Here is a 24106-nt window from a genome sequence, read left to right as displayed (position 1 = left end):
CGGAGTCAGAACCCGTCGTGCACGACCACGCGGGTTCTGCCGGTGACGCCACCGCCGATGATGGTCGTGAGGACCTCGCCGACGCGCAGCACTGACACGTCAGTCGTCACACGGTCGAGATGACGTGGGGCCAGGCCGGATTCGATCTGCGCCCAGACGTCTCTGCGGCGGTCGATCGGCAATAGCACCGAGTCGATCCCCGCCAGCGTCACGCCACGCAGGATGAACGGCATCACGGTGGCGGGCAGGTCCGGCGATCCCGCCAGGCCGGAGATCGCAGCCACGCCACCGTATTTCAGGGTGCTCAGTGCGTAGGCGAGCGTGGCGCCGCCGACGCAGTCCACTACAGCGGCCCAGTGGGCCTTTCCCAGTGCCCGCACCTTCTCTTCGGGTCCGGGCACCCGATCGATGACCTCGGCGGCGCCCAGGTCACGCAGCAGGTCGCGCGCCTGGGTCTTGCCCGTCGACGCCACCACCTCGTATCCCAGGCCGGCCAGCAGGTCGACGCTGACGCTGCCCACTCCGCCGGTGGCACCGGTGACCAGCACGGGTCCGTCACCGGGTTGCACCCCGTGCGCCCGCAGCGCGTCGACGCTCATCGCCGCCGTGAAGCCGGCTGTGCCGATGGCAGCAGCCTCAGCCGTGCTCAACGCGCTCAGCTTGACCAGGTAGTCGGCCGGGTACCGGGCGACCTGGGCGTAGCCGCCGTGCCGTCCGGTACCGATGTCCTGGCCGTGGGCGAACACCGCGTCGCCCACCGCGAAGTCCGGTGACGTACTCGCGGTCACCGTCCCGGCGACGTCGATGCCGGGGATCAGCGGATAGGCCCGTGCCACGCCTCCTTTTGGCGTGACGGCGAGTGCGTCCTTGTAGTTGACACCGGAGTACTCGACGCGGATCTCGACCTCGCCCTCGGGCAGGAACGACTCGTCGACCACCTCGTGGCGCAGCACCACGCCGCCCTCGCCGTCCTCGTGCGCCACCATCGCGTTGATCTCGCTCATGGCGCCACAGTAGCCAGCCTGCGCCGACAACCATGCCTCGAAGACGAGGAAGCCCCCGGCCGCATCGGCCGGGAGCTTCGTCGTTCGGTGTCGGACCTCTTACGTCGGTGACTATCCGACGAGGTGCGAGATCAGGTCGGGCTTCATGGTCTGCAGCTCACGACCCCAGTACGCCCAGTTGTGGGTGCCGTTGTCCGGGAAGTTGAACACACCGTTCTTCCCGCCGGCGGCGACATAGTTGTCCTGGAACGTACGGTTGGTGCGGATGGTCAGGCCCTCGAGGAACGTGGCGGGCAGGTCGCCGCCGCCGAGCTCGTTGGGCTGGCCGTTGCCGCAGTACACCCAGACGCGGGTGTTGTTCGCGACCAGATTCGGGATCTGCACCATCGGGTCGTTGTACTTCCACGCCGGATCGGTCTCTGCCGGGCCCCACATGTCGTTGGCCTTGTAGCCGCCGGCATCACCCATCGAGATGTTGATCAGACCGGGCCACCAGCCCTCGGACGGATTCAGGAAGCCCGACATCGAACCGGCGTAGGTGAACTGGGAAGGGTGGTGCGCAGCCAGCACCAGCGAGGCGCTACCGGCCATCGACAGACCCACAGCGGCGCTGCCGGTCGGCTTCACCTGGCGCTCCGAGGCGAGGTAGTTGGGCAGCTCCTGGGTCAGGAACGTCTCCCAGTTGTAGGTCAGGCAGCCGGCCTTGCCGCAGGCGGGCTTGTACCAGTTCGAGTAGAAGCTGGACTGGCCGCCGACCGGCATCACCACCGAGATGCCCGAGTCGAGGTACCACTCGAACGCCTGGGTGTTGATGTCCCAGCCGTTGAAGTCGTCCTGCGCGCGCAGGCCGTCGAGCAGGTAGAGCGCGGGCGAGTTCGGGCCGCCGCTCTGGAACTGCACCTTGATGTCGCGCCCCATCGACGGCGACGGCACCATCAGGTACTCCACCGGCAGGCCTGGCCGCGAGAAGGCTCCGGCGGTCGCCGAGCCCCCGGCGAAGCCGATGATGCCCGGCAGCAAAATCGCGGCGAATGCGGCGATGCCGAGACGGCGCGCCCACGGGCCACGAACCCTGTCAAGAAGTCTCATTCGGTCTTTCCATCCATCGTCGGTGTACCGCGCGAGGCGGTTCGTCCTGCGGTTTCCCGTGCGGTCGCCGACACCACAGCGATGTCTTCACCGCGTTGTGGCGCCATCCCCCAAGGTGCCCTGACGGCGAAGGATGGGCCGAGAAGAATTCAGTTGTCGCGGTTGCAGTAAAACATGTGACCCCTAACCGACAAAGCGCAGCCACGGCAAACAGGGCCATTTTCCTTGCGAATGGCTGTCAGCGATCCGGTGCAGTGACCGCCGTCACAGTGTGTGTCGTCATAGGCTCGACCGATGGCGAAAGGCGCGTCAGACGCTCGACGGCTGTCGGCCGACGACTGGATAGAAGCCGGCTACGCGCTCGTCGCGGACGCCGGTGTGGAGGCACTCAAACTGGATCGGCTGTGTGCCCGCCTGGGCGTCACGAAGGGCAGCTTCTACTGGCACTTCGCCGACATGGCCGCCTACCGGGCCGCCCTGATCCGGGCATGGGCCGAGTTGCGCGACCGCGACCGCAGTGGGTTCGCCGAGCCGCCGACCGCACCGCCGAGGGAACGGCTGAGCCACATGATGGCATCCCTGCGCGGCGAGCGTCAGCGCAGCCTCGAGCGGGCGATGCGGGAGTGGGCCCGCACCGACGGCGAGGTCGCCAAGAGCGTGCGGACGTCGGACCAGAGGGTCCTGTCGGCAGTTCGGCGTGCCTATCAGGACGCGGGCTTCGACGCGGCCGAGGCCGACATGCGTGCCAACGCCACGTTCGCGGCGGGGATCGGCTTCCTGCACCTGTCCGAGCTCCCGGCAGAGCCCCGGATGGCCGGCCAGCTGGAGCGATTCCTGGACGTGATGCTCCGCCCCTGAGTTCCATACCAAAAAGTATGTTACGGTCGCGTCGTGGCCTCACCGATCGCGCTCGACACCGCTGTCACTCCCGAGTTCGTGACTCGCCTCGCCGAACGCGCCGGCGACGCCGAACGGGCCCGTCGTCTCCCTTCGGAGACCGTGGCCGAAGCCGCCGCATCGGGACTGTTCGATCTGCTCGTGCCTGCCCGGTACGGGGGTCGGCAGGCGCCGTTCCCGGCGATCCTCGACCCGGTGCGGCAGATGGCCCACGGCTGTGCGTCCAGCGCGTGGACCCTCGGTTTCTACGTTCTGCACAACTGGATGCTCGCGCTGTTCGACGAGCAGGCGCAGCGGGAGGCGTTCGACACACGACCGTTCCTGGCCCCGGCGCCGCTGGCGCCGACCGGCCGCGGCGTCGACTGCCCCGGCGGGATCCGGCTCACCGGCCGCTGGTCCTGGGCCACCGGGGTGATGGACGGCAACTGGCTCATGGTCGGGGCGTTGCACGACACCGTCTCCGGCGGCGCCCAGACGATCCGGCCGGTGCTGGCGCTGCTACCGATCGGCGACGCACGGGTGGAGGACGTCTGGCACACCGACGGGATGCGCGCCACCGGCTCGCACGACGTCGTGGTCGACGACGTGTTCGTTCCCGACCATCGTCTGGTCTCTGTCGCCGACATCTATGCCGGCACCGCGCCCGGCGCCGCACTGCACGACAGCCCCACCTATCGGTGGCCGATGGTGCCCGCACTCGCGCTCCTCGCGGCGATGCCGGCACTCGGCAGCGCCGAGCGCGCCACCGAGATCTACGCCGCCCGCCTTTCCGAACGTTTCCTCGCCTACGAGGGCGTCCTTCAGAAAGAGAAGCCCGTGGCCGCGCTGCGACTGGGGGATGCGCAGGTACGCCTGCGGGCGTTGCGAGGGCTGCTCGCGGACACCGTCGAGGAGATCGAGCAGACGGTGACGGCCGGCGAGCCGGTGAGCCGTCCGGTTCGCGGGCGGGCCCGCCTGGCCGCGGCGCGCATCGTGCACGAGTCCAGGTCCGTCATCGGCGATCTCCTGGGCGCCTCGGGTGCCACTGCGCACTTCCTGGACAACCCCCTACAACGGATCAAGCGCGACGTCGACGTGATGGCCGGGCACGTCATCTTCGACTACGACACCAGCCGCGAGCTGTCCGGCGCGTTGTCCCTGGGCGCGAAGATCCCTCGCACGGCGATGGTGTGAGAGGGACCATCGCAAGCTATGGGTCCCACAGTGCGCGACATGCTGACCGTGTTCTTCCAGAAGAACATCGCCAACCCTGTGATGCGGCACCTGCCGTTCCAGACGCTGCTGGAGACGACGGGACGCCGGTCGGGCGAGCCCAGGCACACACCGATCGGCGGCCGTCGCATCGGCGATCAGTTCTGGTTTGTCTCCGAGTTCGGCGAGAAGTCGCAATACGTCCGCAACATCGCGGCCGATCCACGCGTCCGCGTTCGGCTGAACGGCCACTGGCACCGGGGCACCGCTCACCTCATGCCCGACGACGACCCGCACGCGCGCATGCGGGAGGTGCCGCGGTTCAACAACGTCGGGGTGCGCACCTTCGGCACCGACCTGCTCACGATCCGGGTTGAGCTGGACGACTAGGTCGACCGGGTGGGGTGTGCGGGTGTTGACTCGCGGTCAGAACTAAAAGTAACGTCAGTTTCACTTTGATAGGAGGAGCTCGCATGGAATCGTTCGTTCACCTGAGCAAAGGCACCGTTCCGAAGAGGATTCACGCCGACCTGGACGGACTCAAAGACGACGAACTCGGCCGCGGTGGGTTCACCGGTCGCTTCGCCCACCTCTACCGGCGCAATGATCCGACGGCCTACCGGTCGACCGGCCCCTTGCGCCCCCTCGACGTCCTCGCCGGCGACCTGAAACCCTCCGATGCCGGCGACGCCCTCGGTACGCCACTGCTGCTGTTCTCCAACGAGGATGCGCAGTTCTTCTTGTCCCGGCGTAGCGACGAGATGCCGTTCTGGGTCCGCTACGTCGACGGCGACCTGCTGAGCTTCGTGCACGAAGGCTCCGGCACTCTGGAGACCGAGTTCGGTCCGCTGCGCTACCGCGCGGGCGACTGGGTCTACCTGCCCAAGTCGTGCACCTGGCGGCAGCTGCCCGACGAAGCGGGCACGTGGTTGATGATCCAGGCCACCGACGAACTGCGGGTACCGCCTCCCGGCCCACTGGGCCGCCACTTCCCGTTCGACCCCTCGCAAGTCGTGATCCCCGACCCCGCACCCTGCGACGACGACGGACGGGAGACCTACGAGGTCCGACTCGTGCACTCCCCCATCGACGGGCAGACCACGACGACGCTGCACTACGGCCACCACCCGCTCGACGTCGAAGGCTGGCGGGGCGACAACTTCCCGTTCACCTTCAACATCGACGACTACCACGTGGTGACCTCCGACAGCGTGCACCTGCCCCCGACGGTGCACCTGTTCATGCAGGCGACCGGCGTCTACGTGATGAATTTCCTGCCCAAGCCCGCCGAGGGCGTACCCGGCACCGAGCGCACACCGTGGTATCACCGCAACGTCGACTTCGACGAGATCGCGTTCTTCCACGGCGGGTCCCTCTACGGCATCCCCATGCCGCCCGGGTTGATCTCCCATGCACCGCAGGGCGTGCACCACGGTGCGCCGGAGAAAGCGCGAGAGCGGGCGCGCCGCAAGTTCGACGACTTTCAGTCGGTGGACTGGCAGGTCATCTCGATCGACACCCGCCGACGCCTGACCCCGTCCGCCGAGGTGCTCGCCCACGACCTGGGGCAGCACTGATGAGCACGCGCCACGATTACCAGCGGATTCCGTATCTGGTTGCCTATCAGAACAATTCGGCTGTTCGCGATGTGTACGGCGGAGTGGCTGAGCTGGTGGTGCTGGAGAGTTATCTGCTCAAGCCGGTAGCGCCGTCGGCGGCCGGAGCCGCTCCGGCGGCGACATCAGACACCGTGCTGGTGTTCATGCACCCGATCGGCGGTGGCGCCTACCTGCCGATGATCAACGCGTTGGCGCGCGCCGGCCACCATGTCATCTACTGCAACAGCCGGTTCCGCGGCACCGACTCGGCCCTGCTGATGGAAAAGGTTGTCGAGGACCTCGGCGAGTGCATCAAAGACGCCAAGAATCGGCTGGGCTACCGCAAGGTGGTGCTCGCCGGGTGGAGCGGCGGGGGTTCGCTGTCGGTGTTCTACCAACAGCAGGCACAACACCCGACGGTGACAGCGAGCCCGTCGGGCGACGGACCCGACCTCACGACGCTGGGCCTGATCCCCGCCGACGGCATCATGCTGCTCGCTGCGCACATCAGCCGGCACGGCACGATGACCGAATGGATGGACGCGTCCATTCTCGACGAGTCCGACCCCAGCCAGCGCGATCCCGAGCTCGACCTCTACAACCCGGACAACCCGAATCAGCCTCCATACACCCCGGAGTTCCTCGAGCGCTACCACCAGGCCCAGATCGACCGGAACCGCCGGATCACCGCGTGGGTCAAGGACAAACTCGCCGAACTCAAGGCGGCGGGCAGGCCGGACGACGAGTTCGGCTTCGTCGTCCACGGCACGATGGCCGATCCGCGATGGCTCGATCCGACGGTGGATCCGAACGAACGCACCCCGGGCATCTGCTATCTGGGCGATCCTGCTGTGGTGAACATGAGCCCCGTCGGACTCGCGCGATTCTGCACGCTGCGCAGCTGGCTCTCCCAGTGGAGCTACGACGACGCCCACGGCGACGCGGTGAAGGCCGGCCCGGACATCGCCGTGCCCGCGCTGGTGATCGGCAACCTCGCGGACGATGCGTGCACGCCCAGCCACACCCGCAGGATCTTCGAGGCGATCGGACACCCGGACAAAGAGATGCACGAAATCCCCGGTGCCAACCACTATTACGCGGGCCCTGACCAGCGGGACAAGCTGCGCGCGGCCGTGGACATCTGCACCGACTGGCTGCAGCGGCACGGGTTTTCCGCATGACGCCCGGCGGGCAGGAGCGAAGCGACCCGGGAAAGAGCTCCGGCGGGCAGGAGCGAAGCGACCGGGGAATCGACTGCGCAGGACCGCTCGACGGCATCCGGGTCATCGAGGTCGGCACGCTGATCTCCGGGCCGTTCGCCGGGCGGCTGCTGGGCGACATGGGCGCCGACGTGATCAAGATCGAACCGCCGGGCGCCCCGGATCCGCTGCGCACGTGGGGGCAGGCCGAACTCGACGGACACCACTTTTTCTGGACCGTGCACGCCCGCAACAAGAAGGCAGTGACGCTGAATCTCAGGGTGCCGGCGGGCCGCGAGCTGTTCCTGGATTTGATCGAGCGCAGTGACATCGTGGTGGAGAACTTCCGCCCCGGCACGCTGGAGAAGTGGGATCTCGGCTATGACGTTCTGCGCGAACGTAATCGGGGAATCATCCTGGTCCGGGTGTCGGGTTACGGGCAGACGGGTCCTGAGGCACACAAGGCGGGCTACGCCTCAGTCGCCGAGGCGGCCAGCGGATTGCGGTACATGAACGGCTTTCCCGGCGGTCCTCCCCCGCGGCTGGCCCTCTCGCTCGGTGACAGCCTCGCCGGGATGTTCGCCGCGCAGGGCGCACTCGCCGCGCTCTACCGCCGCTCCGTGACCGGCGAGGGCCAGGTCGTCGACGCCGCGCTGACCGAATCGTGCCTGGCGGTGCAGGAGTCGACGATTCCCGACTACGACGTGGGCGGCGTGGTTCGCGGACCGTCGGGGACGCGACTGGAGGGAATCGCGCCGTCCAACATCTATCCGACCGCCGACGGCAGCTGGGTGGTGATCGCGGCCAATCAGGACACCGTGTTCCGGCGGCTGTGCCAGGCGATGGGGCAGCCCGACCTGGCCACCGACGAGCGTTTCGCCACCCACGTTGCCCGCGGGCGCAACCAGGACGAACTCGACGCCATCATCGGCGCCTGGGCGGCCGCCCGTGAACCCGCGGACATCATCTCCACGCTGTCGGCGGCCGGGGTGATCAGCGGTCCGATCAACACGGTGGCCGAGGTCGTCGCCGATCCCCAGTTGCAGGCGCGCGGCATGATCACCGACCACTTCGACGAGCGGATCGGCCGCGCCGTCAAAGGACCCGGCGTCGTGCCGGTGCTGTCGGAGACGCCGGGGACGATCCGCCGCGCCGGATCGGCACGACCCGGCCAGCACAACGAGGAGATCTACCGCGACCTGCTCGGCCACACCGACGCCGAACTGGCCGACCTGCGTGCCGAGGGGGTGCTGTGAATCTTCCTTCTCACGTGACGATCCGGGACGTCTCGTTGCGCGACGGGCTCCAGATCGAGGCGCCGATCCCGTTGTCGGCCAAGCGGGAACTACTCGCGGCCGTCGCCGCAACCGGAGTGCGCGAGATGGAGGCCACCGCGTTCGTCTCGCCGTCGAAAGTGCCCGCGCTGGCCGACGCCGCCGAGCTCGCCGAGCACCTCGGCGAGTTCCCCGGCATCGAATTCTCGGCTCTGGTGGCCAGTCCCACCGGCGCAAAGCGCGCGGTCGCGGCGGGGCTGCGGTCCATCGAGTACGTGGTGTCGGCTGCCGACGGACACAGCCGCGCCAACGTCGGTCGGACATCAGCCGAGGCCGCCGCGGCGATCCCCGACATCGTGGCGATCGCCCACGACGCCGGCGCCCGAGTGGAAGTCATCATCGCCACCGCCTGGGATTGCCCGTTCGACGGACCGACGCCGACAGCTCGGGTGCTCGATGTCGTCACTGCGGCGACGAACGCCGGCGCAGACCGGCTCGCGATCGCCGACACGATCGGGACCGCGACGCCGCGCCGGGTCACCGAACTCGTCGCACTGGTGAGCCCGCTCATCGGCGACCTGCCGCTGGGCGCGCATTTTCACAACACCCGCGGCGCCGGGCTGGCCAGTGCCTATGCCGCGATCCAGGCCGGGGTGACGCGGCTGGACGCCTCGGTCGGCGGGTTGGGCGGTTGCCCATTTGCCCCCGGTGCCAGCGGCAACATCGCCACCGAGGACCTGGTGTATCTGTTGCGCGACTGCGGCATCGGGAACGACGTCGACCTCGAGCGGGCGATCGACGCCGCCCGGGTCGCCCAAGACGCCGTCGGCCACGAACTTCCCAGCGCGCTGCTGAGTGCCGGCGACCGGATCCTGGGCTGACCGCGTGCCGCCCAGCCCGTCGGAGTTGAGCGCGAAAGGACGCCAGACTCGCCTGTCGATCGAACAGGCCGCGCGAAAACTGTTCGCCGAACGCGGTTTTCACGGCACCACACTGGGTGACATCACCTCGGCGGCCGGCAGGTCCACCGCGGCGTTCTACCGGTACTTCGCCGACAAGGAAGATCTGCTGGCCGATCTCGCCGAATCGTTCCTGCATGACGTGGTGGCACCCTCAGGCCTGAGTGTGCCGCTGCCCCAGTCCCCCGATGACGACGCGTTCTTCACCACCGTCGTCACCGGTTACTGGACGATGTTCACCCAGAACATCGGCATCATGATCGCCGTCGCGCAGCTCGCCGCCACCCAGCCACGGTTCGCCGCCCTGCAGGACGAGTTCCGCCGCTTCGGTATCGACATCGTCGCCGCATCGGTGCGCCGCGCCCAGGACCAGGGCTACGCCACCGAGCTGAACCCCGAGCACACCGCAGCGGCCATCGCGCTGCTGTTCGAGAACTTCACCACCGTGTTCGTCGGCGACACCGGGGCAAACGTCGGGATCACGATGAGCGACGACGAGGCCATCACCACTCTGTCGCGGATCTGGAAGAAAACGCTGTACGGACAGTAACGTCGACCACCAAGGAGATCATCGTGGATTTCAACCTCCCCGAACACCTTCCGGGGCTGCTCGCCGAGATGGACGCGTTCATCGAGACCGAGATCAAGCCCCTGGAGCGCGAGCACATCCAGTACTTCGACCACCGTCGCGAACACGCTCGCACCGACTGGGACAACGGCGGCGTGCCACGCCGCGAATGGGAGGATCTGCTCGACGAGATGCGGCGGCGCGCCGATGCGGCGGGATGGCTGCGTTACGGGTTGCCCGCCCAGTTCGGTGGGCGCGACGGCAGCAACATCGACATGGCCGTCATCCGGGAACACCTGGCGCACAAAGGTCTCGGGCTGCACAACGACCTGCAGGACGAGTCGTCGATCGTCGGGAACTTCCCCCAGGTCATCATGATGGACCGCTTCGGCACCGACGAGCAGAAGGCCGCATGGACCGAGGCGTTGATCACCGGCGAGCGCTCGATGGCGTTCGGGTTGACCGAACCGAACCACGGCTCCGACGCGACCTGGCTGGAGACGACGGCAGTACGCGACGGCGACGACTGGGTCATCAACGGCGCCAAGCGCTGGAACACCGGTGTGCATCGAGCCACCCACGACCTGATCTTCGCGCGCACCTCAGGTGAACCCGGCCAGGCCCGCGGCATCACCGCGTTCTTGGTCCCCACAGACTCTCCCGGCTTCACGGTGCCCTACTACTGGTGGACGTTCAACATGCCCACCGACCACGGCGAGGTCGTGCTCGACAACGTCCGGGTTCCCGCCGACGCGGTGCTCGGTGAAATCGGTCGAGGCCTCGATGTCGGGCAGACGTTCCTGCACGAGAACAGGATTCGGCAGGCCGCCAGCAGCCTGGGGGCCGCACAGTTCTGCATCGACCGCGCGGTCGGCTACGCCAATGCTCGATCGGTGTTCGGCAAGCCCCTGGCGGTCAACCAGGCGGTGCAGTGGCCGCTGGTGGAATTGCAGACCGAAGCACAGATGGTGCGACTGCTGGTGTATTACGCCGCCAGCCAGCTCGACGCCAACCACCACATGGAGGTCTCCGACAAGGTGTCGATGGCCAACTATCGCGCCAACCGCCTGGTCTGCGAGGCCGCCGACCGTGCGATGCAGGTGCACGGCGGTGTCGGGTACAGCAGGCACGAACCGTTCGAGCACATCTACCGCCACCATCGCCGGTATCGCATCACCGAGGGCGCCGAGGAGATCCAGATCCGCCGCGTCGCGCAGCGGCTCTTCGGATTCGGTCGGAAATGAGCCTGGCCGACCAGCTGTGCGAGGTGCTGACCCCACTGCTCGGCGACGTCACAATCGACAACCTCACGCGGCTGACCGGGGGTGCGAGCCGTACGACCTGGGCCTTCGACGCCGTCGGTCAGACCCGACGCGCCCTGATCCTGCGCACCGGTCCCCCCGACGACATCCATGCAGGCATGGAGCTCGAGGCGACGGTGCAGCAGCGCGCCGCGGCCGCCGGCGCCCCGGTGCCGCACATCCTGAGGGCCAGCGATTCGGCGGCCGACGTGGGCAGCCCGTACCTGATCTGCGACGCGGTGCCCGGAGAGACCATCGTGCGCCGCATCTTTCGCGGACTCGACGAGGCGGGGCGGGCTCGTCTGCTGCGTCAGTGCGCCGAAGCACTGGCGGCGATCCATCGCGCCGATATCGACGGCGCGGGCTTGAGCGCACCCGACGAGCTGGCCGGCTGGCGGGCCCGCCTCGACGAGATCGGCGACACCACAGCCACGTTCGAATGGACCTTCCGCCGGCTCGCCGATCAGCGACCGGCTCCTTCGCCGATGCGGTTGGTACACGGCGATTTCCGGATGGGCAATCTGATCGTCGACGACGCCGGCCTGGCGGCGGTGCTCGACTGGGAGTTGACGCACATCGGTGAGGTGTACGAAGACCTGGCCTGGTTCTGCATTCGCGCATGGCGTTTCGGTGCGCCGGCCGCACTCGGTGCCGGCGGTCTCGGCAGCGTCGAGACGTTCGTGCGGGCCTACGAGGAGGCCGCCGGCATCCACATCGACCGGTCCGCGCTGCGCTGGTGGCTGACCGTGGCGACGCTGCGATGGGGCGTGATCTGCCGACACCAGGCCGAACGGCATCTCTCCGGGGAGACGCCGTCGGTCGAGCTCGCCGCGATCGGCCGACGGGTCAGCGAAACGGAATGGGATCTGCTGGATCTGCTCTCGGGTGGAGGCCCGGCATGACCGCGCGCCCCACCGCCGCTGAACTGGTCGCCGCCGTCGCGATGTTCCTGGAGACCGACATCCGTGCCGAGTGCGACGGCCAGGTCGGCTTCCACGCGCGGGTGGCGGCCAACGTACTACGCACCGTGGAGCGCGAATTGCTTTCCGAAACAACACCGTCGGTGAACGACGCGTTGACTGCGCTGGGAGTCGCCGACGAGGCCGAGCTGGTCGGCGCGATCCGCGCCGGCGATCTCGACGGCCGAGTCGACGACGTCATGTCGTGCCTGCGACTCCTGGTGGCGCACCGGTTGTCGATCGATCACCCGGGCTACGCCGACAGCTGAGCGGCTTCGGTCAGTCGCGGCGCACCCGCAGGAGGTGGGCGGGCTCGTCGACGCGGCTTCCGATGGGCAGGCCCAGCGCCTCGGCGTGGACCTCGGTGACCACGCCGCGGTAGGTCGTCTCGGCCAGGTCCTCCACCGTCCAGCCCGGGCCGAATGAGTCGAGGAGGTCGTGCGCGGTGACCGACGGACCGAAGCCGCGCCCGGCGTCGGACAGGGCGAGCACGTGCGCGAGCGCCCCCGGCCGGGTGACGCGACCGAGACTGCTCACGTAGCGCACCCGGTCGGAGGCGTCGAACACGTGGAACAGCGCACTGTCGAGCACCGTGTCGTAGGGGGGCTGCTCCCCATCGATCGCGGTGAGGTCGAACGCGTCGGCGACGGCGAACCGTGCCGCGACGCCGCGCTCGGCGGCGTGACGCCGGGCGATGTCCACCGCCGTCGGGGCGCCGTCGACGCCGAGCACGTCGTGACCCAACCGCGTCAGGTAGATCGTGTGCTCGCCGGTTCCGCAGCCGACGTCGAGCACCCTGCCGCGGATGTATCCGGCGTCGGCGAGCGCGACGACCGCCGGTTGAGGTTCGCTGATGACCCACGGCGGGGTCGTGTGTCGGTAGAAGGCTTCGAACGAGCGCAGAGCTGGCGTCTGATCCATCAGGCCAGTGTGGAAGCGCAACCGCGGTTGAGGTCAAGACACCGGCGCCGAACCGTCTCGCAGACCCGCGCGCCGCGGCTACGATCGCGCCATGGTGCTGCCCTCGTCACCGCCCGACCCGGTCACCCTGCGAGTGCTCGTCTACAGCGACAACCCGCGGACCCGGGAGCAGGTGCGTCTGGCGCTGGGCAAGCGGGTTCATCCCGAACTCCCGGAACTCAGCTACCTCGAGGTGGCCACCGGCCCGATGGTGATCAGGCAGATGGACGCCGGCGGATTCGACCTGGCGATCCTCGACGGCGAGGCCAGCCCGGTCGGCGGGATGGGGATCGCAAAGCAACTCAAGGACGAGGTCTCGGACTGCCCGCCGGTGCTCGTGCTGACCGGACGTCCGGACGACGCCTGGCTCGCCAACTGGTCCCGTGCCGAGGCCGCGGTCCCCCACCCCATCGACCCGATCCGGCTCGGTGACGCCGTCGCGTCGCTCTTACGGCAGCGTCACTGACGCGACACGCACGTTAACGCGCTGTCACGCTTGCTTTTTCGGGACGTTACGCGGGCGTCCTGACACTCCTTTAGAGATACTCATCAAAATGTGTGGCGTGGGTCGCTATCGGGGTTAGGGTGTGGGAAAGCTCACATCGACAGCCCGCGAGGAGCTCCTACGCAGCATGAGCCTCTACACGCCGATCCTGGTGCTTGGTGCGATAGCTGCCGTGTTCGCCGTCGGTTCGGTGGGCATCGCGGTCCTCATCGGTCCGCGCCGCTACAACCGCGCCAAGCTCGAAGCCTACGAATGCGGCATCGAGCCGATGGATGCCTCCGATCCGGCGGCGGCGGCCACCGGTCAGCGCTTCCCGATCCGCTACTACCTGACGGCGATGCTGTTCATCGTCTTCGACATCGAGATCGTGTTCCTGTACCCGTGGGCCGTCGCCTTCGACAGTCTCGGTGTGTTCGCCCTGGTCGAGATGCTGCTGTTCATGGTGATCGTCTTCGTCGCCTACGCCTACGTGTGGCGCAGAGGAGGCCTGCAATGGGACTAGAGGAACGGCTGCCCGGCGGCATCCTGCTCTCCACGGTGGAGGCGGTCGCGGGTTATGTACGCAAGGGTTCGCTGTGGCCGGCGACGTTCGGGTTGGCCTGCTGCGCCATCGAGATGATGGCGACGGCGGGTCCCCGTTTCGACATCTCACGCTTCGGCATGGAGCGTTTCTCGGCGACACCGCGGCAGGCCGATCTGATGATCGTCGCGGGCCGGGTCAGCCAGAAGATGGCCCCGGTGCTGCGCCAGATCTACGACCAGATGGCCGAGCCGAAATGGGTGCTGGCCATGGGTGTGTGCGCGTCGTCCGGCGGAATGTTCAACAACTACGCCGTGGTGCAGGGCGTCGACCACGTCGTGCCCGTCGACATCTACCTACCCGGGTGCCCGCCCCGGCCCGAGATGCTGTTGCACGCGATCCTCAAGCTGCACGACAAGATTCAGCAGATGCCTCTCGGCGTCAATCGTGAAGAGGCCATCAAGGAGGCCGAGGAGGCGGCGCTCGCGGTGCGGCCGACCATCGAACTGAAGGGCTTGTTGAGGTGACGAGCGCGGACGGACCGGTCGGACCGGCCCCCGAGGTGATCGGTGTACGGCGCGGCATGTTCGGCGCGACGGGCAGCGGCGACACCTCCGGATACGGCCGGCTGATTCGACCGGTCGCACTGCCGGGCAGCACACCTCGACCGTACGGCGATTACTTCGACGACGTCGTCGACGCGCTCAGCGCCGCGCTGGGTGAGGACGCGATGACCGAGGCGATCGAGAGGGTCATCGTGTACCGCGGTGAGCTCACCCTCGAGGTGCACCGCGAGCGACTCGTCGACGTCGCACAGGCACTGCGTGATGATGCGGCCCTGCGCTTCGAGCTCTGCCTCGGGGTCAACGGCGTGCACTACCCCGCCGAGACCGGGCGGGAACTGCATGCGGTGTATCCGCTGATGTCGATCACCCACAATCGCCGTGTCCGCGTGGAAGTCGCTGCGCCCGACAATGATCCGCACATACCGTCACTGTTTTCGGTCTACCCGACCACCGACTGGCACGAACGGGAGACCTACGACTTCTTCGGCATCGTCTTCGATGGGCACCCGTCGCTGACCAGGATCGAGATGCCCGACGACTGGGTGGGCCACCCGCAGCGCAAGGACTATCCGCTGGGCGGTGTGCCGGTGGAGTACCACGGCGCCCAGATTCCGCCGCCTGATCAGCGGAGGTCCTACAGCTGATGACCACATCGCAGCACCGCCCGGAAAGGGTGGTCGTCGTCGGCGGCCAGGACTGGGAGCAGGTCGTCACGGCAGCCCGCGAGAACGCCGCCGAACACGCTGGTGAACGGATCGTGGTCAACATGGGGCCGCAGCACCCATCGACGCACGGGGTGCTGCGCCTGATCCTCGAAATCGAGGGCGAGACCATCGTCGAGGCCCGGTGCGGGATCGGCTATCTGCACACCGGCATCGAGAAGAACCTCGAGTTCCGCACGTGGACACAGGGTGTCACCTTCGTGACCCGGATGGACTACCTGTCCCCGTTCTTCAACGAGACCGTGTACTGCCTCGGCGTGGAGAAGCTCCTCGACATCACCGACGCGATCCCCGAACGAGCGTCGGTGATCCGGGTGATGATGATGGAACTCAACCGGATCTCCAGCCATCTGGTCGCATTGGCCACCGGCGGCATGGAGCTGGGCGCGATGACGGCGATGTTCCTCGGCTTCCGGGAGCGCGAACTCATCCTGTCGGTGTTCGAGACGATCACGGGCCTGCGGATGAACCATGCGTACATCCGGCCGGGCGGCGTCGCCGTCGATCTGCCCGACGAGGCGATGTCACAGCTGCGCGAGCTGTTGACGCTGCTGCCCGAACGGCTGAGCGACATGGAAAAACTGCTCAACGAGAACTACATCTGGAAGGCGCGCACCCTCGGCGTCGGCTATCTCGATCTCACCGGGTGCATGGCGCTGGGCATCACGGGACCGGTGCTGCGCTCGACAGGACTTCCGCACGATCTGCGCAAGTCGCAGCCCTACTGCGGGTACGAGACATACGACTTCGACGTCATCACCGATGACCGTTGTGATTCCTACGGCCGCTACCTGATTCGGGTCAAGGAGATGCGTGAGTCGCTCAAGATCGTCGAGCAGTGCGTGGCCCGTCTCGAGGGACTGGCCGGTGCGCCGGTGATGATCGACGACAAGAAGCTGGCGTGGCCGGCCGACCTGAAGGTGGGTCCGGACGGTCTGGGCAACTCCGGTGAGCACATCGCGAAGATCATGGGGCGGTCGATGGAGGGCCTGATCCACCACTTCAAGATCGTCACCGAAGGGTTCCGAGTGCCGGCCGGGCAGGTCTACACCGCCGTCGAATCCCCGCGCGGTGAGCTCGGCGTGCACATGGTCTCCGACGGGGGAACCCGGCCGTATCGGGTGCATTACCGCGACCCGTCGTTCACGAATCTGCAGGCCGTCGCGGCGATGTGTGAGGGCGGCATGGTGGCCGACGCGATCGCGGCGGTGGCGTCGATCGATCCGGTGATGGGCGGGGTGGACAGGTAATGAGCGCTCGTGCGAAGAACAGACGATCATGAGTGTTTTCCTCGAACTCGGCCAACGTCCCGACGAACCGGGCCCACCGATCCACGGCCCGGCGAGCTATCCGTCCGACGTCACGGCGCGGCTGACGCAGGACGTCCGCGAGATCGTGAGCCGCTACCCCGATGCACGGTCGGCTCTGCTGCCGCTGCTGCACCTGGTGCAGGCCGAGGACGGGTACCTCACTCCCGCCGGAATCGTCTTCTGTGCAGGGCTCTTGGGCTTGACCCCGGCCGAGGTGACGGCCGTCGCGACGTTCTACTCGATGTACCGCCGTACCCCCACCGGCGACTACCTGGTGGGGGTCTGCACCAACACGCTGTGCGCGGTGATGGGTGGGGACGCGATTCTCGACTCACTGCAGGAACATCTCGGGATCCACGCCGGAGAGAGCACCTCGGACGGTCGGATCACGCTGGAGCACGTCGAGTGCAACGCGGCGTGCGACTACGCCCCTGTGGTGATGGTGAATTGGGAGTTCTTCGACAATCAGACCCCGTCGTCGGCGCGTGATCTGGTGGACGCGTTGCAGGCGGGGCAACCACCTTCGCCGTCACGGAGCGGGCCGCTCTGCACGTTCCGTGAGACTGCGAGAGTGCTTGCCGGCGTGGGTGATTCGCCTAGCGTCGATGACACGGCACCGGCGGGTGCCGCGACGTTGGCCGGTCTGCGGATCGCCCGGGAGCGCGGCATGAGCGCGCCGGATGCCGACGGGCCCGCCAGCGACAGCGTCTCCGAAACTCCGGGCCACGAGCAGGCCGAGGCGAGCGAGGCCGTCAAAGACCAGCCGGCACCCGCACCGTCGGCCGAGGTGCCTGCGCGCGGGCAGACGGCCGACACCGATCCGACTGCGACGGACACCCCATGACCCCACTGACACCGGTACTCAGCAGCTTCTGGGACGAACCCCAGGCGTGGAGCATGGACACCTATCGCCGCCACGGCGGTTACGAAGCGCTCGGGAAAGCCCTGGCGATGGGTCCGGACGCGGTCATCACGACGATCAAGGACTCGGGTCTGCGCGGGCGCGGAGGCGCGGGCTTCCCGACGGGGACGAAGTGGTCGTTCATCCCCCAAGGCGACGAGGGCGCGGCGGCCAAGCCGCACTATCTGGTGATCAACGCCGACGAGTCCGAACCCGGCACCTGCAAAGACATGCCGCTGATGCTGACGACGCCGCACTTCCTGGTCGAGGGCGCGATCATCGCGGCGTATGCGATCCGCGCCCACCACGCGTTCATCTACCTACGGGGCGAGGTCGTTCCGGTGCTGCGCCGGCTGCAGGCCGCCGTCGCGGAGGCGTATGCGGCCGGCTATCTGGGCACGGACATCGCGGGGTCGGGATTCGATCTGGAGCTCGTGGTGCACGCCGGGGCGGGCGCCTACATCTGCGGCGAGGAGACCGCGCTGCTGGATTCGCTGGAGGGGCGGCGGGGGCAACCGCGGCTGCGGCCACCGTTCCCCGCGGTTGCCGGCCTGTACGCATGCCCGACGGTGGTCAACAACGTCGAGTCCATCGCGAGTGTGCCGCCGATCCTGCGCAACGGTGTGGACTGGTTCCGGTCGATGGGTTCGGAGAAGTCGCCCGGTTTCACGCTGTATTCGCTGTCGGGCCACGTCACGACGCCGGGCCAGTACGAGGCGCCGCTGGGCATCACGCTGCGGGAGCTGCTGTCCTACGCCGGTGGGGTGCGGGCCGGGCACGAGCTGAAGTTCTGGACCCCGGGCGGGTCCTCGACACCGCTGCTGACCGACGAGCACCTCGACGTGCCCCTCGATTACGAAGGGATGGCCGGTGTCGGGTCGATGCTCGGCACCAAGGCGTTGCAAGTCTTCGACGACACCACCTGTGTGGTGCGGGCGGTCCGGCGCTGGACGCAGTTCTACGCCCACGAATCGTGCGGCAAGTGCACGCCGTGCCGGGAGGGCACCTACTGGCTGGCGCAGATCTACGAGCGACTGGAGACGGGCCGCGGCACCGAGGAGGACCTCGACAAACTGCTCGACATCTCCGACAACATCTTCGGCAAGTCGTTCTGCGCGCTCGGTGACGGTGCGGCGAGCCCGATTCTGTCCTCGCTCAAGTACTTCCGCGGCGAGTACGAGGCCCATCTGGGCGGCGCGGGGTGCCCGTTCGATCCGTACGCGTCGATGCTGGCCGCACCGGAAGGAGTAGGCGCGTGACCCTGATTACTCTCCGCGAGCAGACGCGAACTCGCGCCGACACGCCGCACATCACGCGAGTTCGCGTCTGCTCGCCGGGGGAAGGTGGGCTCATATGACGCTGGCTGAGCACAGTCACGATGCCCCCGCGGTCGAGATGGTCACACTCACCATCGACGACGCCGAAATCAGCGTGCCGAAGGGCACGTTGGTGATCCGTGCGGCCGAGCTGATGGGCGTGCAGATCCCCCGCTTCTGCGACCATCCCCTGCTCGACCCCGTCGGCGCATGCCGGCAGTGCCTGGTCGAGGTCGAGGGTCAGCGAAAGCCGTTGGCCTCGTGCACCACGACGGTCTCCCCCGACATGGTGGTGCGCACCCAGTTCACCTCGGAGGCGGCCGACAAGGCGCAGCACGGGGTGATGGAACTGCTGCTGATCAACCACCCGCTGGACTGTCCGATCTGCGACAAGGGCGGCGAGTGCCCACTCCAGAACCAGGCGATGTCGCACGGCCGCAGCGAAACTCGCTTCTCCGACGTCAAGCGCACGTTCCCGAAGCCGATCGCGATCTCGTCGGAAGTGCTGCTCGACCGCGAGCGCTGCGTCCTGTGTGCCCGCTGCACCCGGTTCTCCGATCAGATCGCCGGCGACCGCTTCATCGACCTGCTCGAGCGTGGGGCGAGCCAACAGGTCGGCATCGCCACCGGCGAACCGTTCCAGTCGTACTTCTCAGGTAACACGGTGCAGATCTGCCCGGTCGGCGCGCTGACGGGCACCGCCTACCGGTTCCGGGCCCGGCCGTTCGACCTGGTGTCCAGCCCGAGTGTCTGCGAACACTGCGCCTCGGGGTGTGCGCAGCGCACCGACCATCGGCGCGGAAAAGTGTTGCGACGCCTCGCCGGCGACGATCCCGAGGTCAACGAGGAGTGGAACTGCGACAAGGGCCGCTGGGCGTTCACCTACGCCACGGTCGCTGATCGCATCACCACGCCGTTGATGCGCGAGGACGGTGTCCTGCGCCCTGCGTCGTGGTCCGAGGCCCTCAGCGTGACGGCAGGCAGGCTCGCCGCGGCGCAGGGCCGCGCCGGGGTACTCGTCGGTGGCCGCTGCACGGCTGAGGACGCCTACACCTACGCGAAGTTCACCCGGATCGTGCTGGGCAGCAACGACATCGACTTCCGCGTCCGCCCGCACAGCGACGAGGAGACGGTCTTCCTGGGCGCCCATGTCGCCGGCCTTCCGATGGACGTCACCTACTCCGACCTGGAGAAGGCGCCGGTCGTCCTGCTCGCCGGCTTCGAGCCCGAAGACGAGTCGCCGATCGTGTTCCTGCGGCTGCGCAAGGCGGTCCGCAAGCGTGGCCTGCGGGTGCTGTCGGTGGCACCGTTCGCCTCGCGCGGTCTGCACAAACTGTCCGGCGAGCTGGTGCCCGCCGTGCCGGGCGGTGAAGCCGCCGCGCTCGGCGGGCTGGCCGGCAACGAGCTGGTGTCGCTGCCCGGCGCGCTGATCCTGGTCGGTGAACGGCTCGCGGCCGCACCCGGCGCGCTCTCGGCGGCCGCACGGCTGGCGGCGAGCACCGGGGCACGGCTGGCGTGGGTGCCGCGCCGGGCCGGTGACCGCGGCGCCGTGGACGCCGGAGCGCTACCCACCCTTCTGCCCGGTGGCCACCCGGTGCGCGACGACGCCGCACGGACTCTGATGGCGACGGCGTGGAACGTCGACGCGCTGCCCGCACAGCCGGGACGCGACACCACCGGGATACTGGCGGCCGCCGCAGCCGGTGACCTCGATGCGCTGCTGATCGGTGGTGTCGACCTCGACGACCTTCCTGATCCCGCGGCCGCGCGCGCCGCGCTCGACGCGGCACCGTTCGTCGTCAGCCTGGAGATGCGTCACAGCGCCGTCACCGACCGAGCCGACGTGGTGTTCCCCGTCGCGCCGGTTGTGGAGAAGGCCGGTTCGTTCGTCAACTGGGAGGGCCGGATTCGCCCCTTCGGACCCGCGCTGCAGACCAACGCGCTGTCCGATTTCCGGGTGCTCGGTTTCCTCGCCGACGAGCTCGGTATCGACCTGGGCACCCCGTCGGCGGCAGCCGTCGCAGCGGATCGGGCCCGCGTCGGGCTGTGGTCGGGCGCCCGCGCCGGTGCCGAAGGACCGAGTGCGGAGCAGCCGTCGGAACCGGCCGCCGGGCAGGCGGTCCTCGCGACGTGGCGGCTGCTGCTCGACCAGGGGCGGTTACAGGACGGCGAACCCCATCTCGCGGGCACCGCGCACGCGTCCGTGGCACGGATGTCCGCGGCGACGGCCGCCGAGATCGGCGCGCAGACAGACGATCTCGTGACCGTATCGACCCAACGCGGTGCGATCACGCTCCCATTGGTGGTGACCGAGATGGCCGACCGGGCGGTGTGGTTGCCGACGAACTCGCCCGGCTGCGCCGTGCACGCGACGTTGGGCGTGACGTCGGGGGCTCTTGTGTCTATCTCGCGGGCGTCGATCTCGCGGATGCCGATCGGACGGGAGCTGTCGTGACGTACCCCGATCCCACACTGTTCGGCCACGATCCGTGGTGGCTGATCCTGGCGAAGTCGCTCGGCATCTTCGTGTTCCTGCTGCTGACGGTGCTCACCGCCATCCTGTTGGAGCGAAAGATCCTGGGCCGCATGCAGATGCGGTTGGGCCCCAACCGGGTGGGGCCGGGCGGGCTGCTGCAGTCGCTGGCCGACGGGGTGAAACTCGCGCTGAAGGAAGGTCTCATCCCGACCGGGGTGGACAAGTGGATCTATCTGGCCGCGCCGGTCATCTCGGTGATCCCCGCGTTCATGGCGTTCGCGGTGATCCCGATGGGCGGCGAGGTGTCGGTGTTCGGGCACCGCTCTGCGCTGCAGTTGACGGACCTGCCGGTGGCGGTGCTCTACATCCTCGCCGTCACCTCGATCGGCGTGTACGGCATCGTGTTGGCGGGTTGGGCATCCGGCTCGGTGTACCCCCTGCTGGGCGGACTGCGCTCGTCGGCGCAGGTGGTCTCGTACGAGATCGCGATGGCGCTGTCGTTCGCCGCGGTGTTCATCTACTCGGGCACCATGTCGACGTCGGGCATCGTCGCCGCGCAGGAGAACACCTGGTTCGTGTTCCTGCTGCTGCCGTCGTTCCTGGTCTATCTGACCTCGATGGTGGGCGAAACCAACCGCGCGCCTTTCGATCTGCCGGAGGCCGAGGGCGAACTCGTCGGCGGCTTCCACACCGAGTACTCGTCGCTGAAATTCGCGATGTTCATGCTTGCCGAGTACGTGAACATGACCACGGTGTCGGCGTTGGCCACCACCCTGTTCCTCGGCGGCTGGCATGCGCCGTGGCCGCTGAGCCTCGCCGACGGCGCCAATTCCGGGTGGTGGCCGCTGCTGTGGTTCACCGCCAAGGTCTGGGTGTTCCTGTTCGTGTTCATGTGGCTGCGCGCGACGCTGCCCCGGCTGCGGTACGACCAGTTCATGGCCCTGGGTTGGAAGATCCTGATTCCGGTGTCGCTGGCGTGGATCATGGTCGTCGCCGTCACCCGGTCCCTCGGCGACGAGGGTCTGCCGACGTGGGTGACGGCATTGATCGGGCTCGCCGCGGTCGTACTCGCTGCGCTGGCGAGGTTCGCGTGGCAATCCCGGCGTGCGCGCCGGGAGGCATCCTTCCCCACCCCTGTCCCCCCGCCGGTGTCCGGCGCCTTCCCGGTGCCTCCGATGCCTTCGATCTCCCAGAAGGAGCGAGCCGATGCCTAAGTTCCTCGACGCGATCGCAGGATTCGGCGTCACCTTCGGGTCGATGTTCAAAAAGCCTGTCACCGAGCAGTATCCGGAGAAGCCGGGACCAGTTGCGAAGCGCTACCACGGCCGCCATCAGCTGAACCGCTACGCCGACGGTCTCGAGAAGTGCATCGGCTGTGAGCTGTGCGCGTGGGCCTGTCCGGCCGACGCGATCTTCGTCGAGGGTGCGGACAACACCGAGGAGGAGAGGTTCTCCCCCGGCGAGCGGTACGGCCGCGTCTATCAGATCAACTATCTGCGGTGCATCGGCTGCGGGCTGTGCATCGAGGCGTGCCCGACCCGCGCGCTGACGATGACCAACGACTACGAGCTGGCCGACGACAACCGGTCGGATCTGATCTACGGCAAGGACAAGCTGCTCGCGCCGCTGAGCGCCGGCATGGAGGCACCGCCGCATCCGATGGCTCCGGGCAGCACCGACGAGGACTACTACCTGGGCCATATCGAAGGCAACATCATCCAAGGCAACGTCACTGGAGACGCGGTGAGGGGCCGGCATGGGTGAGGCGGTGCTGTTCTGGATTTTCGGCGCGGTCGCGGTGATCGGTGCACTCGGGGTCGTGTCGGCACCGAAGGCCGTCTACTCTGCGATCTCCCTCGCCGTCACGATGATCGCGCTGGCGGTGCTCTACATCGCGCAGGACGCCCCGTTCCTCGGCGTCGTGCAGGTGGTCGTGTACACGGGCGCGGTGATGATGCTGTTCCTGTTCGTGCTGATGCTGATCGGCGTGGACTCCTCGGAGTCGCTGGTGGAGACGCTGCGCGGGCAGCGCATCGCGGCGATCGCGGTCGGCGTCGGCTTCGGCGTGCTGCTGATCGCCGGGATCGGCACGGTGTCGACGAACGGTTTCACCGGCCTGGCGCAAGCGAATGCGAACGGGAACGTCGAAGGCCTCGCTGTCCTGCTGTTCACCACGTATCTGTGGGCGTTCGAACTGACAGGCGCACTCCTCATCACGGCTGCGCTCGGGGCAATGGTGTTGGCGCATCGGGAGCGGTTCGAGCGGCGGAAGACGCAGCGAGAGCTTGCGATCGAGCGGTTCGCACCGGGCGGACATCCCACAACGCTGCCCAATCCCGGCGTCTACGCCCGGCACAACGCGGTCGACGTTCCCGCGCGCCTGCCCGACGGGCGCGGGTCGGAGCTGTCGGTCAGCGCGATCCTGCAGCTGCGTCCCGTCCCCACCGACAACGGGTCGACCGAACCGACCGACGGCCGTCGGGAGCTGCGATGAGCCCGGACCACTATCTCTATCTGTCGGCCCTGCTGTTCACCATCGGCGCGGCCGGAGTTCTGTTGCGCCGCAACGCCATCGTGATGTTCATGTGCGTGGAGCTGATGCTCAACGCCGGCAACCTGGCATTCGTCACGTTCTCCCGCATCCACGGCACTCTCGACGGACAGGTGGTGGCGTTCTTCACGATGGTGGTCGCTGCCTGTGAGGTCGTGATCGGGTTGGCGATCATCATGACGATCTTCCGGACGCGACGGTCGGCGAATGTGGACGACGCGAGCCTGCTGAGGAATTAGC

The 24106-nt window shown here is 67.9% G+C and carries 26 protein-coding genes; 23 read left to right on the top strand and 3 right to left on the bottom strand.

Features of this window, described 5'->3' with window-relative positions; translation table 11 throughout:
• Positions 1-5: 5 nt before the first annotated feature.
• Positions 6-1004, bottom strand: coding sequence for an MDR family oxidoreductase (locus ACZY1G_RS12810; RefSeq protein WP_463822576.1), 999 nt, complete (start codon positions 1002-1004; stop codon positions 6-8).
• A gap of 111 nt (positions 1005-1115) precedes the next feature.
• A complete protein-coding gene (locus tag ACZY1G_RS12805) occupies positions 1116-2093 on the bottom strand; it encodes an esterase family protein (RefSeq protein WP_463822575.1) in 978 nt (325 codons plus the stop codon).
• Positions 2094-2387: 294 nt separating this feature from the next.
• Between ACZY1G_RS12805 and ACZY1G_RS12800 the strand changes: the two genes are divergently transcribed.
• From ACZY1G_RS12800 to ACZY1G_RS12750, 11 genes are all read left to right on the top strand, one after another.
• A complete protein-coding gene (locus ACZY1G_RS12800) occupies positions 2388-2951 on the top strand; it encodes a TetR/AcrR family transcriptional regulator (protein ID WP_463814682.1) in 564 nt (187 codons plus the stop codon).
• A 33-nt stretch (positions 2952-2984) separates the two neighbouring features.
• A complete protein-coding gene (locus tag ACZY1G_RS12795) occupies positions 2985-4163 on the top strand; it encodes an acyl-CoA dehydrogenase family protein (RefSeq protein ID WP_463822574.1) in 1179 nt (392 codons plus the stop codon).
• An 18-nt stretch (positions 4164-4181) separates the two neighbouring features.
• Entirely contained in the window at positions 4182-4571 is a 390-nt protein-coding gene (locus ACZY1G_RS12790) for a nitroreductase/quinone reductase family protein (protein ID WP_463822573.1), read from the top strand.
• Between the two features lie 83 nt (positions 4572-4654).
• Positions 4655-5758: a homogentisate 1,2-dioxygenase gene (locus ACZY1G_RS12785; RefSeq protein ID WP_463822572.1), complete on the top strand. Its 1104-nt coding sequence runs from the start codon at positions 4655-4657 to the stop codon at positions 5756-5758.
• The gene (locus tag ACZY1G_RS12780) at positions 5758-6960 is read left to right on the top strand and encodes an alpha/beta fold hydrolase (RefSeq protein WP_463822571.1); all 1203 of its coding nucleotides are present in this window, start codon (positions 5758-5760) and stop codon (positions 6958-6960) included. Before ACZY1G_RS12785 ends, ACZY1G_RS12780 begins: the two co-directional genes overlap by 1 nt.
• A gap of 68 nt (positions 6961-7028) precedes the next feature.
• Positions 7029-8234 carry a CaiB/BaiF CoA transferase family protein gene (locus tag ACZY1G_RS12775; RefSeq protein WP_463822622.1) on the top strand — a complete coding sequence of 402 codons (1206 nt, stop codon included), beginning with the start codon at positions 7029-7031 and terminating at the stop codon, positions 8232-8234.
• Positions 8231-9133 carry a hydroxymethylglutaryl-CoA lyase gene (locus ACZY1G_RS12770; protein ID WP_463822570.1) on the top strand — a complete coding sequence of 301 codons (903 nt, stop codon included), beginning with the start codon at positions 8231-8233 and terminating at the stop codon, positions 9131-9133. Before ACZY1G_RS12775 ends, ACZY1G_RS12770 begins: the two co-directional genes overlap by 4 nt.
• A gap of 4 nt (positions 9134-9137) precedes the next feature.
• Complete coding sequence (locus ACZY1G_RS12765) at positions 9138-9761, top strand: TetR/AcrR family transcriptional regulator (protein ID WP_463822569.1); 624 nt, start codon at positions 9138-9140, stop codon at positions 9759-9761.
• A 23-nt stretch (positions 9762-9784) separates the two neighbouring features.
• On the top strand, positions 9785-11023 hold the full coding sequence (locus ACZY1G_RS12760) for an acyl-CoA dehydrogenase family protein (protein ID WP_463822568.1): 1239 nt from the start codon (positions 9785-9787) through the stop codon (positions 11021-11023).
• Positions 11020-11982 (top strand): phosphotransferase family protein, encoded by a 963-nt coding sequence (locus ACZY1G_RS12755; protein ID WP_463822567.1) that lies wholly within the window; start codon positions 11020-11022, stop codon positions 11980-11982. Before ACZY1G_RS12760 ends, ACZY1G_RS12755 begins: the two co-directional genes overlap by 4 nt.
• The gene (locus ACZY1G_RS12750) at positions 11979-12308 is read left to right on the top strand and encodes a DUF6285 domain-containing protein (protein ID WP_463822566.1); all 330 of its coding nucleotides are present in this window, start codon (positions 11979-11981) and stop codon (positions 12306-12308) included. Before ACZY1G_RS12755 ends, ACZY1G_RS12750 begins: the two co-directional genes overlap by 4 nt.
• A 10-nt stretch (positions 12309-12318) precedes the next feature.
• On the opposite strand, the gene ACZY1G_RS12745 is transcribed toward ACZY1G_RS12750, so the two are convergent.
• Positions 12319-12960, bottom strand: coding sequence for a class I SAM-dependent methyltransferase (locus ACZY1G_RS12745; protein WP_463822565.1), 642 nt, complete (start codon positions 12958-12960; stop codon positions 12319-12321).
• Positions 12961-13051: 91 nt separating this feature from the next.
• Between ACZY1G_RS12745 and ACZY1G_RS12740 the strand changes: the two genes are divergently transcribed.
• The 12 genes from ACZY1G_RS12740 (at position 13052) to nuoK (ending at position 24105) form a co-directional block, all read left to right on the top strand.
• Positions 13052-13465, top strand: coding sequence for an Rv3143 family two-component system response regulator (locus ACZY1G_RS12740; protein ID WP_463814671.1), 414 nt, complete (start codon positions 13052-13054; stop codon positions 13463-13465).
• 166 nt (positions 13466-13631) lie between these two features.
• Positions 13632-14006, top strand: a complete 375-nt coding sequence (locus tag ACZY1G_RS12735) for an NADH-quinone oxidoreductase subunit A (protein ID WP_221356024.1) — start codon at positions 13632-13634, stop codon at positions 14004-14006.
• Positions 13997-14551: a NuoB/complex I 20 kDa subunit family protein gene (locus ACZY1G_RS12730; RefSeq protein WP_463814670.1), complete on the top strand. Its 555-nt coding sequence runs from the start codon at positions 13997-13999 to the stop codon at positions 14549-14551. The genes ACZY1G_RS12735 and ACZY1G_RS12730 overlap by 10 nt, the downstream gene beginning before the upstream one ends.
• The gene (locus ACZY1G_RS12725; protein ID WP_463822564.1) at positions 14548-15234 is read left to right on the top strand and encodes an NADH-quinone oxidoreductase subunit C; all 687 of its coding nucleotides are present in this window, start codon (positions 14548-14550) and stop codon (positions 15232-15234) included. Before ACZY1G_RS12730 ends, ACZY1G_RS12725 begins: the two co-directional genes overlap by 4 nt.
• Positions 15234-16562: an NADH dehydrogenase (quinone) subunit D gene (nuoD, locus tag ACZY1G_RS12720; RefSeq protein ID WP_463822563.1), complete on the top strand. Its 1329-nt coding sequence runs from the start codon at positions 15234-15236 to the stop codon at positions 16560-16562. The genes ACZY1G_RS12725 and nuoD overlap by 1 nt, the downstream gene beginning before the upstream one ends.
• A 28-nt stretch (positions 16563-16590) precedes the next feature.
• The gene (gene nuoE / locus ACZY1G_RS12715) at positions 16591-17466 is read left to right on the top strand and encodes an NADH-quinone oxidoreductase subunit NuoE (RefSeq protein WP_463814667.1); all 876 of its coding nucleotides are present in this window, start codon (positions 16591-16593) and stop codon (positions 17464-17466) included.
• Complete coding sequence (gene nuoF, locus ACZY1G_RS12710; RefSeq protein WP_463814666.1) at positions 17463-18782, top strand: NADH-quinone oxidoreductase subunit NuoF; 1320 nt, start codon at positions 17463-17465, stop codon at positions 18780-18782. The genes nuoE and nuoF overlap by 4 nt, the downstream gene beginning before the upstream one ends.
• Before the next feature lie 94 nt (positions 18783-18876).
• The gene (locus ACZY1G_RS12705) at positions 18877-21294 is read left to right on the top strand and encodes an NADH-quinone oxidoreductase subunit G (protein ID WP_463822562.1); all 2418 of its coding nucleotides are present in this window, start codon (positions 18877-18879) and stop codon (positions 21292-21294) included.
• Positions 21291-22529, top strand: coding sequence for an NADH-quinone oxidoreductase subunit NuoH (nuoH, locus tag ACZY1G_RS12700; RefSeq protein WP_463822561.1), 1239 nt, complete (start codon positions 21291-21293; stop codon positions 22527-22529). The genes ACZY1G_RS12705 and nuoH overlap by 4 nt, the downstream gene beginning before the upstream one ends.
• Positions 22522-23079: an NADH-quinone oxidoreductase subunit NuoI gene (gene nuoI, locus ACZY1G_RS12695; RefSeq protein ID WP_463822560.1), complete on the top strand. Its 558-nt coding sequence runs from the start codon at positions 22522-22524 to the stop codon at positions 23077-23079. The genes nuoH and nuoI overlap by 8 nt, the downstream gene beginning before the upstream one ends.
• The gene (locus tag ACZY1G_RS12690) at positions 23072-23809 is read left to right on the top strand and encodes an NADH-quinone oxidoreductase subunit J (protein WP_463822559.1); all 738 of its coding nucleotides are present in this window, start codon (positions 23072-23074) and stop codon (positions 23807-23809) included. The genes nuoI and ACZY1G_RS12690 overlap by 8 nt, the downstream gene beginning before the upstream one ends.
• On the top strand, positions 23806-24105 hold the full coding sequence (gene nuoK, locus ACZY1G_RS12685) for an NADH-quinone oxidoreductase subunit NuoK (RefSeq protein ID WP_463814661.1): 300 nt from the start codon (positions 23806-23808) through the stop codon (positions 24103-24105). Before ACZY1G_RS12690 ends, nuoK begins: the two co-directional genes overlap by 4 nt.
• The last annotated feature ends 1 nt before the right edge of the window (position 24106 follow it).

It is taken from the genome of Mycobacterium sp. IDUB_5 (assembly GCF_055419565.1).
Note: the sequence above shows the minus strand (reverse complement) of the source record. Positions and strands in the feature narration are given on the sequence as shown.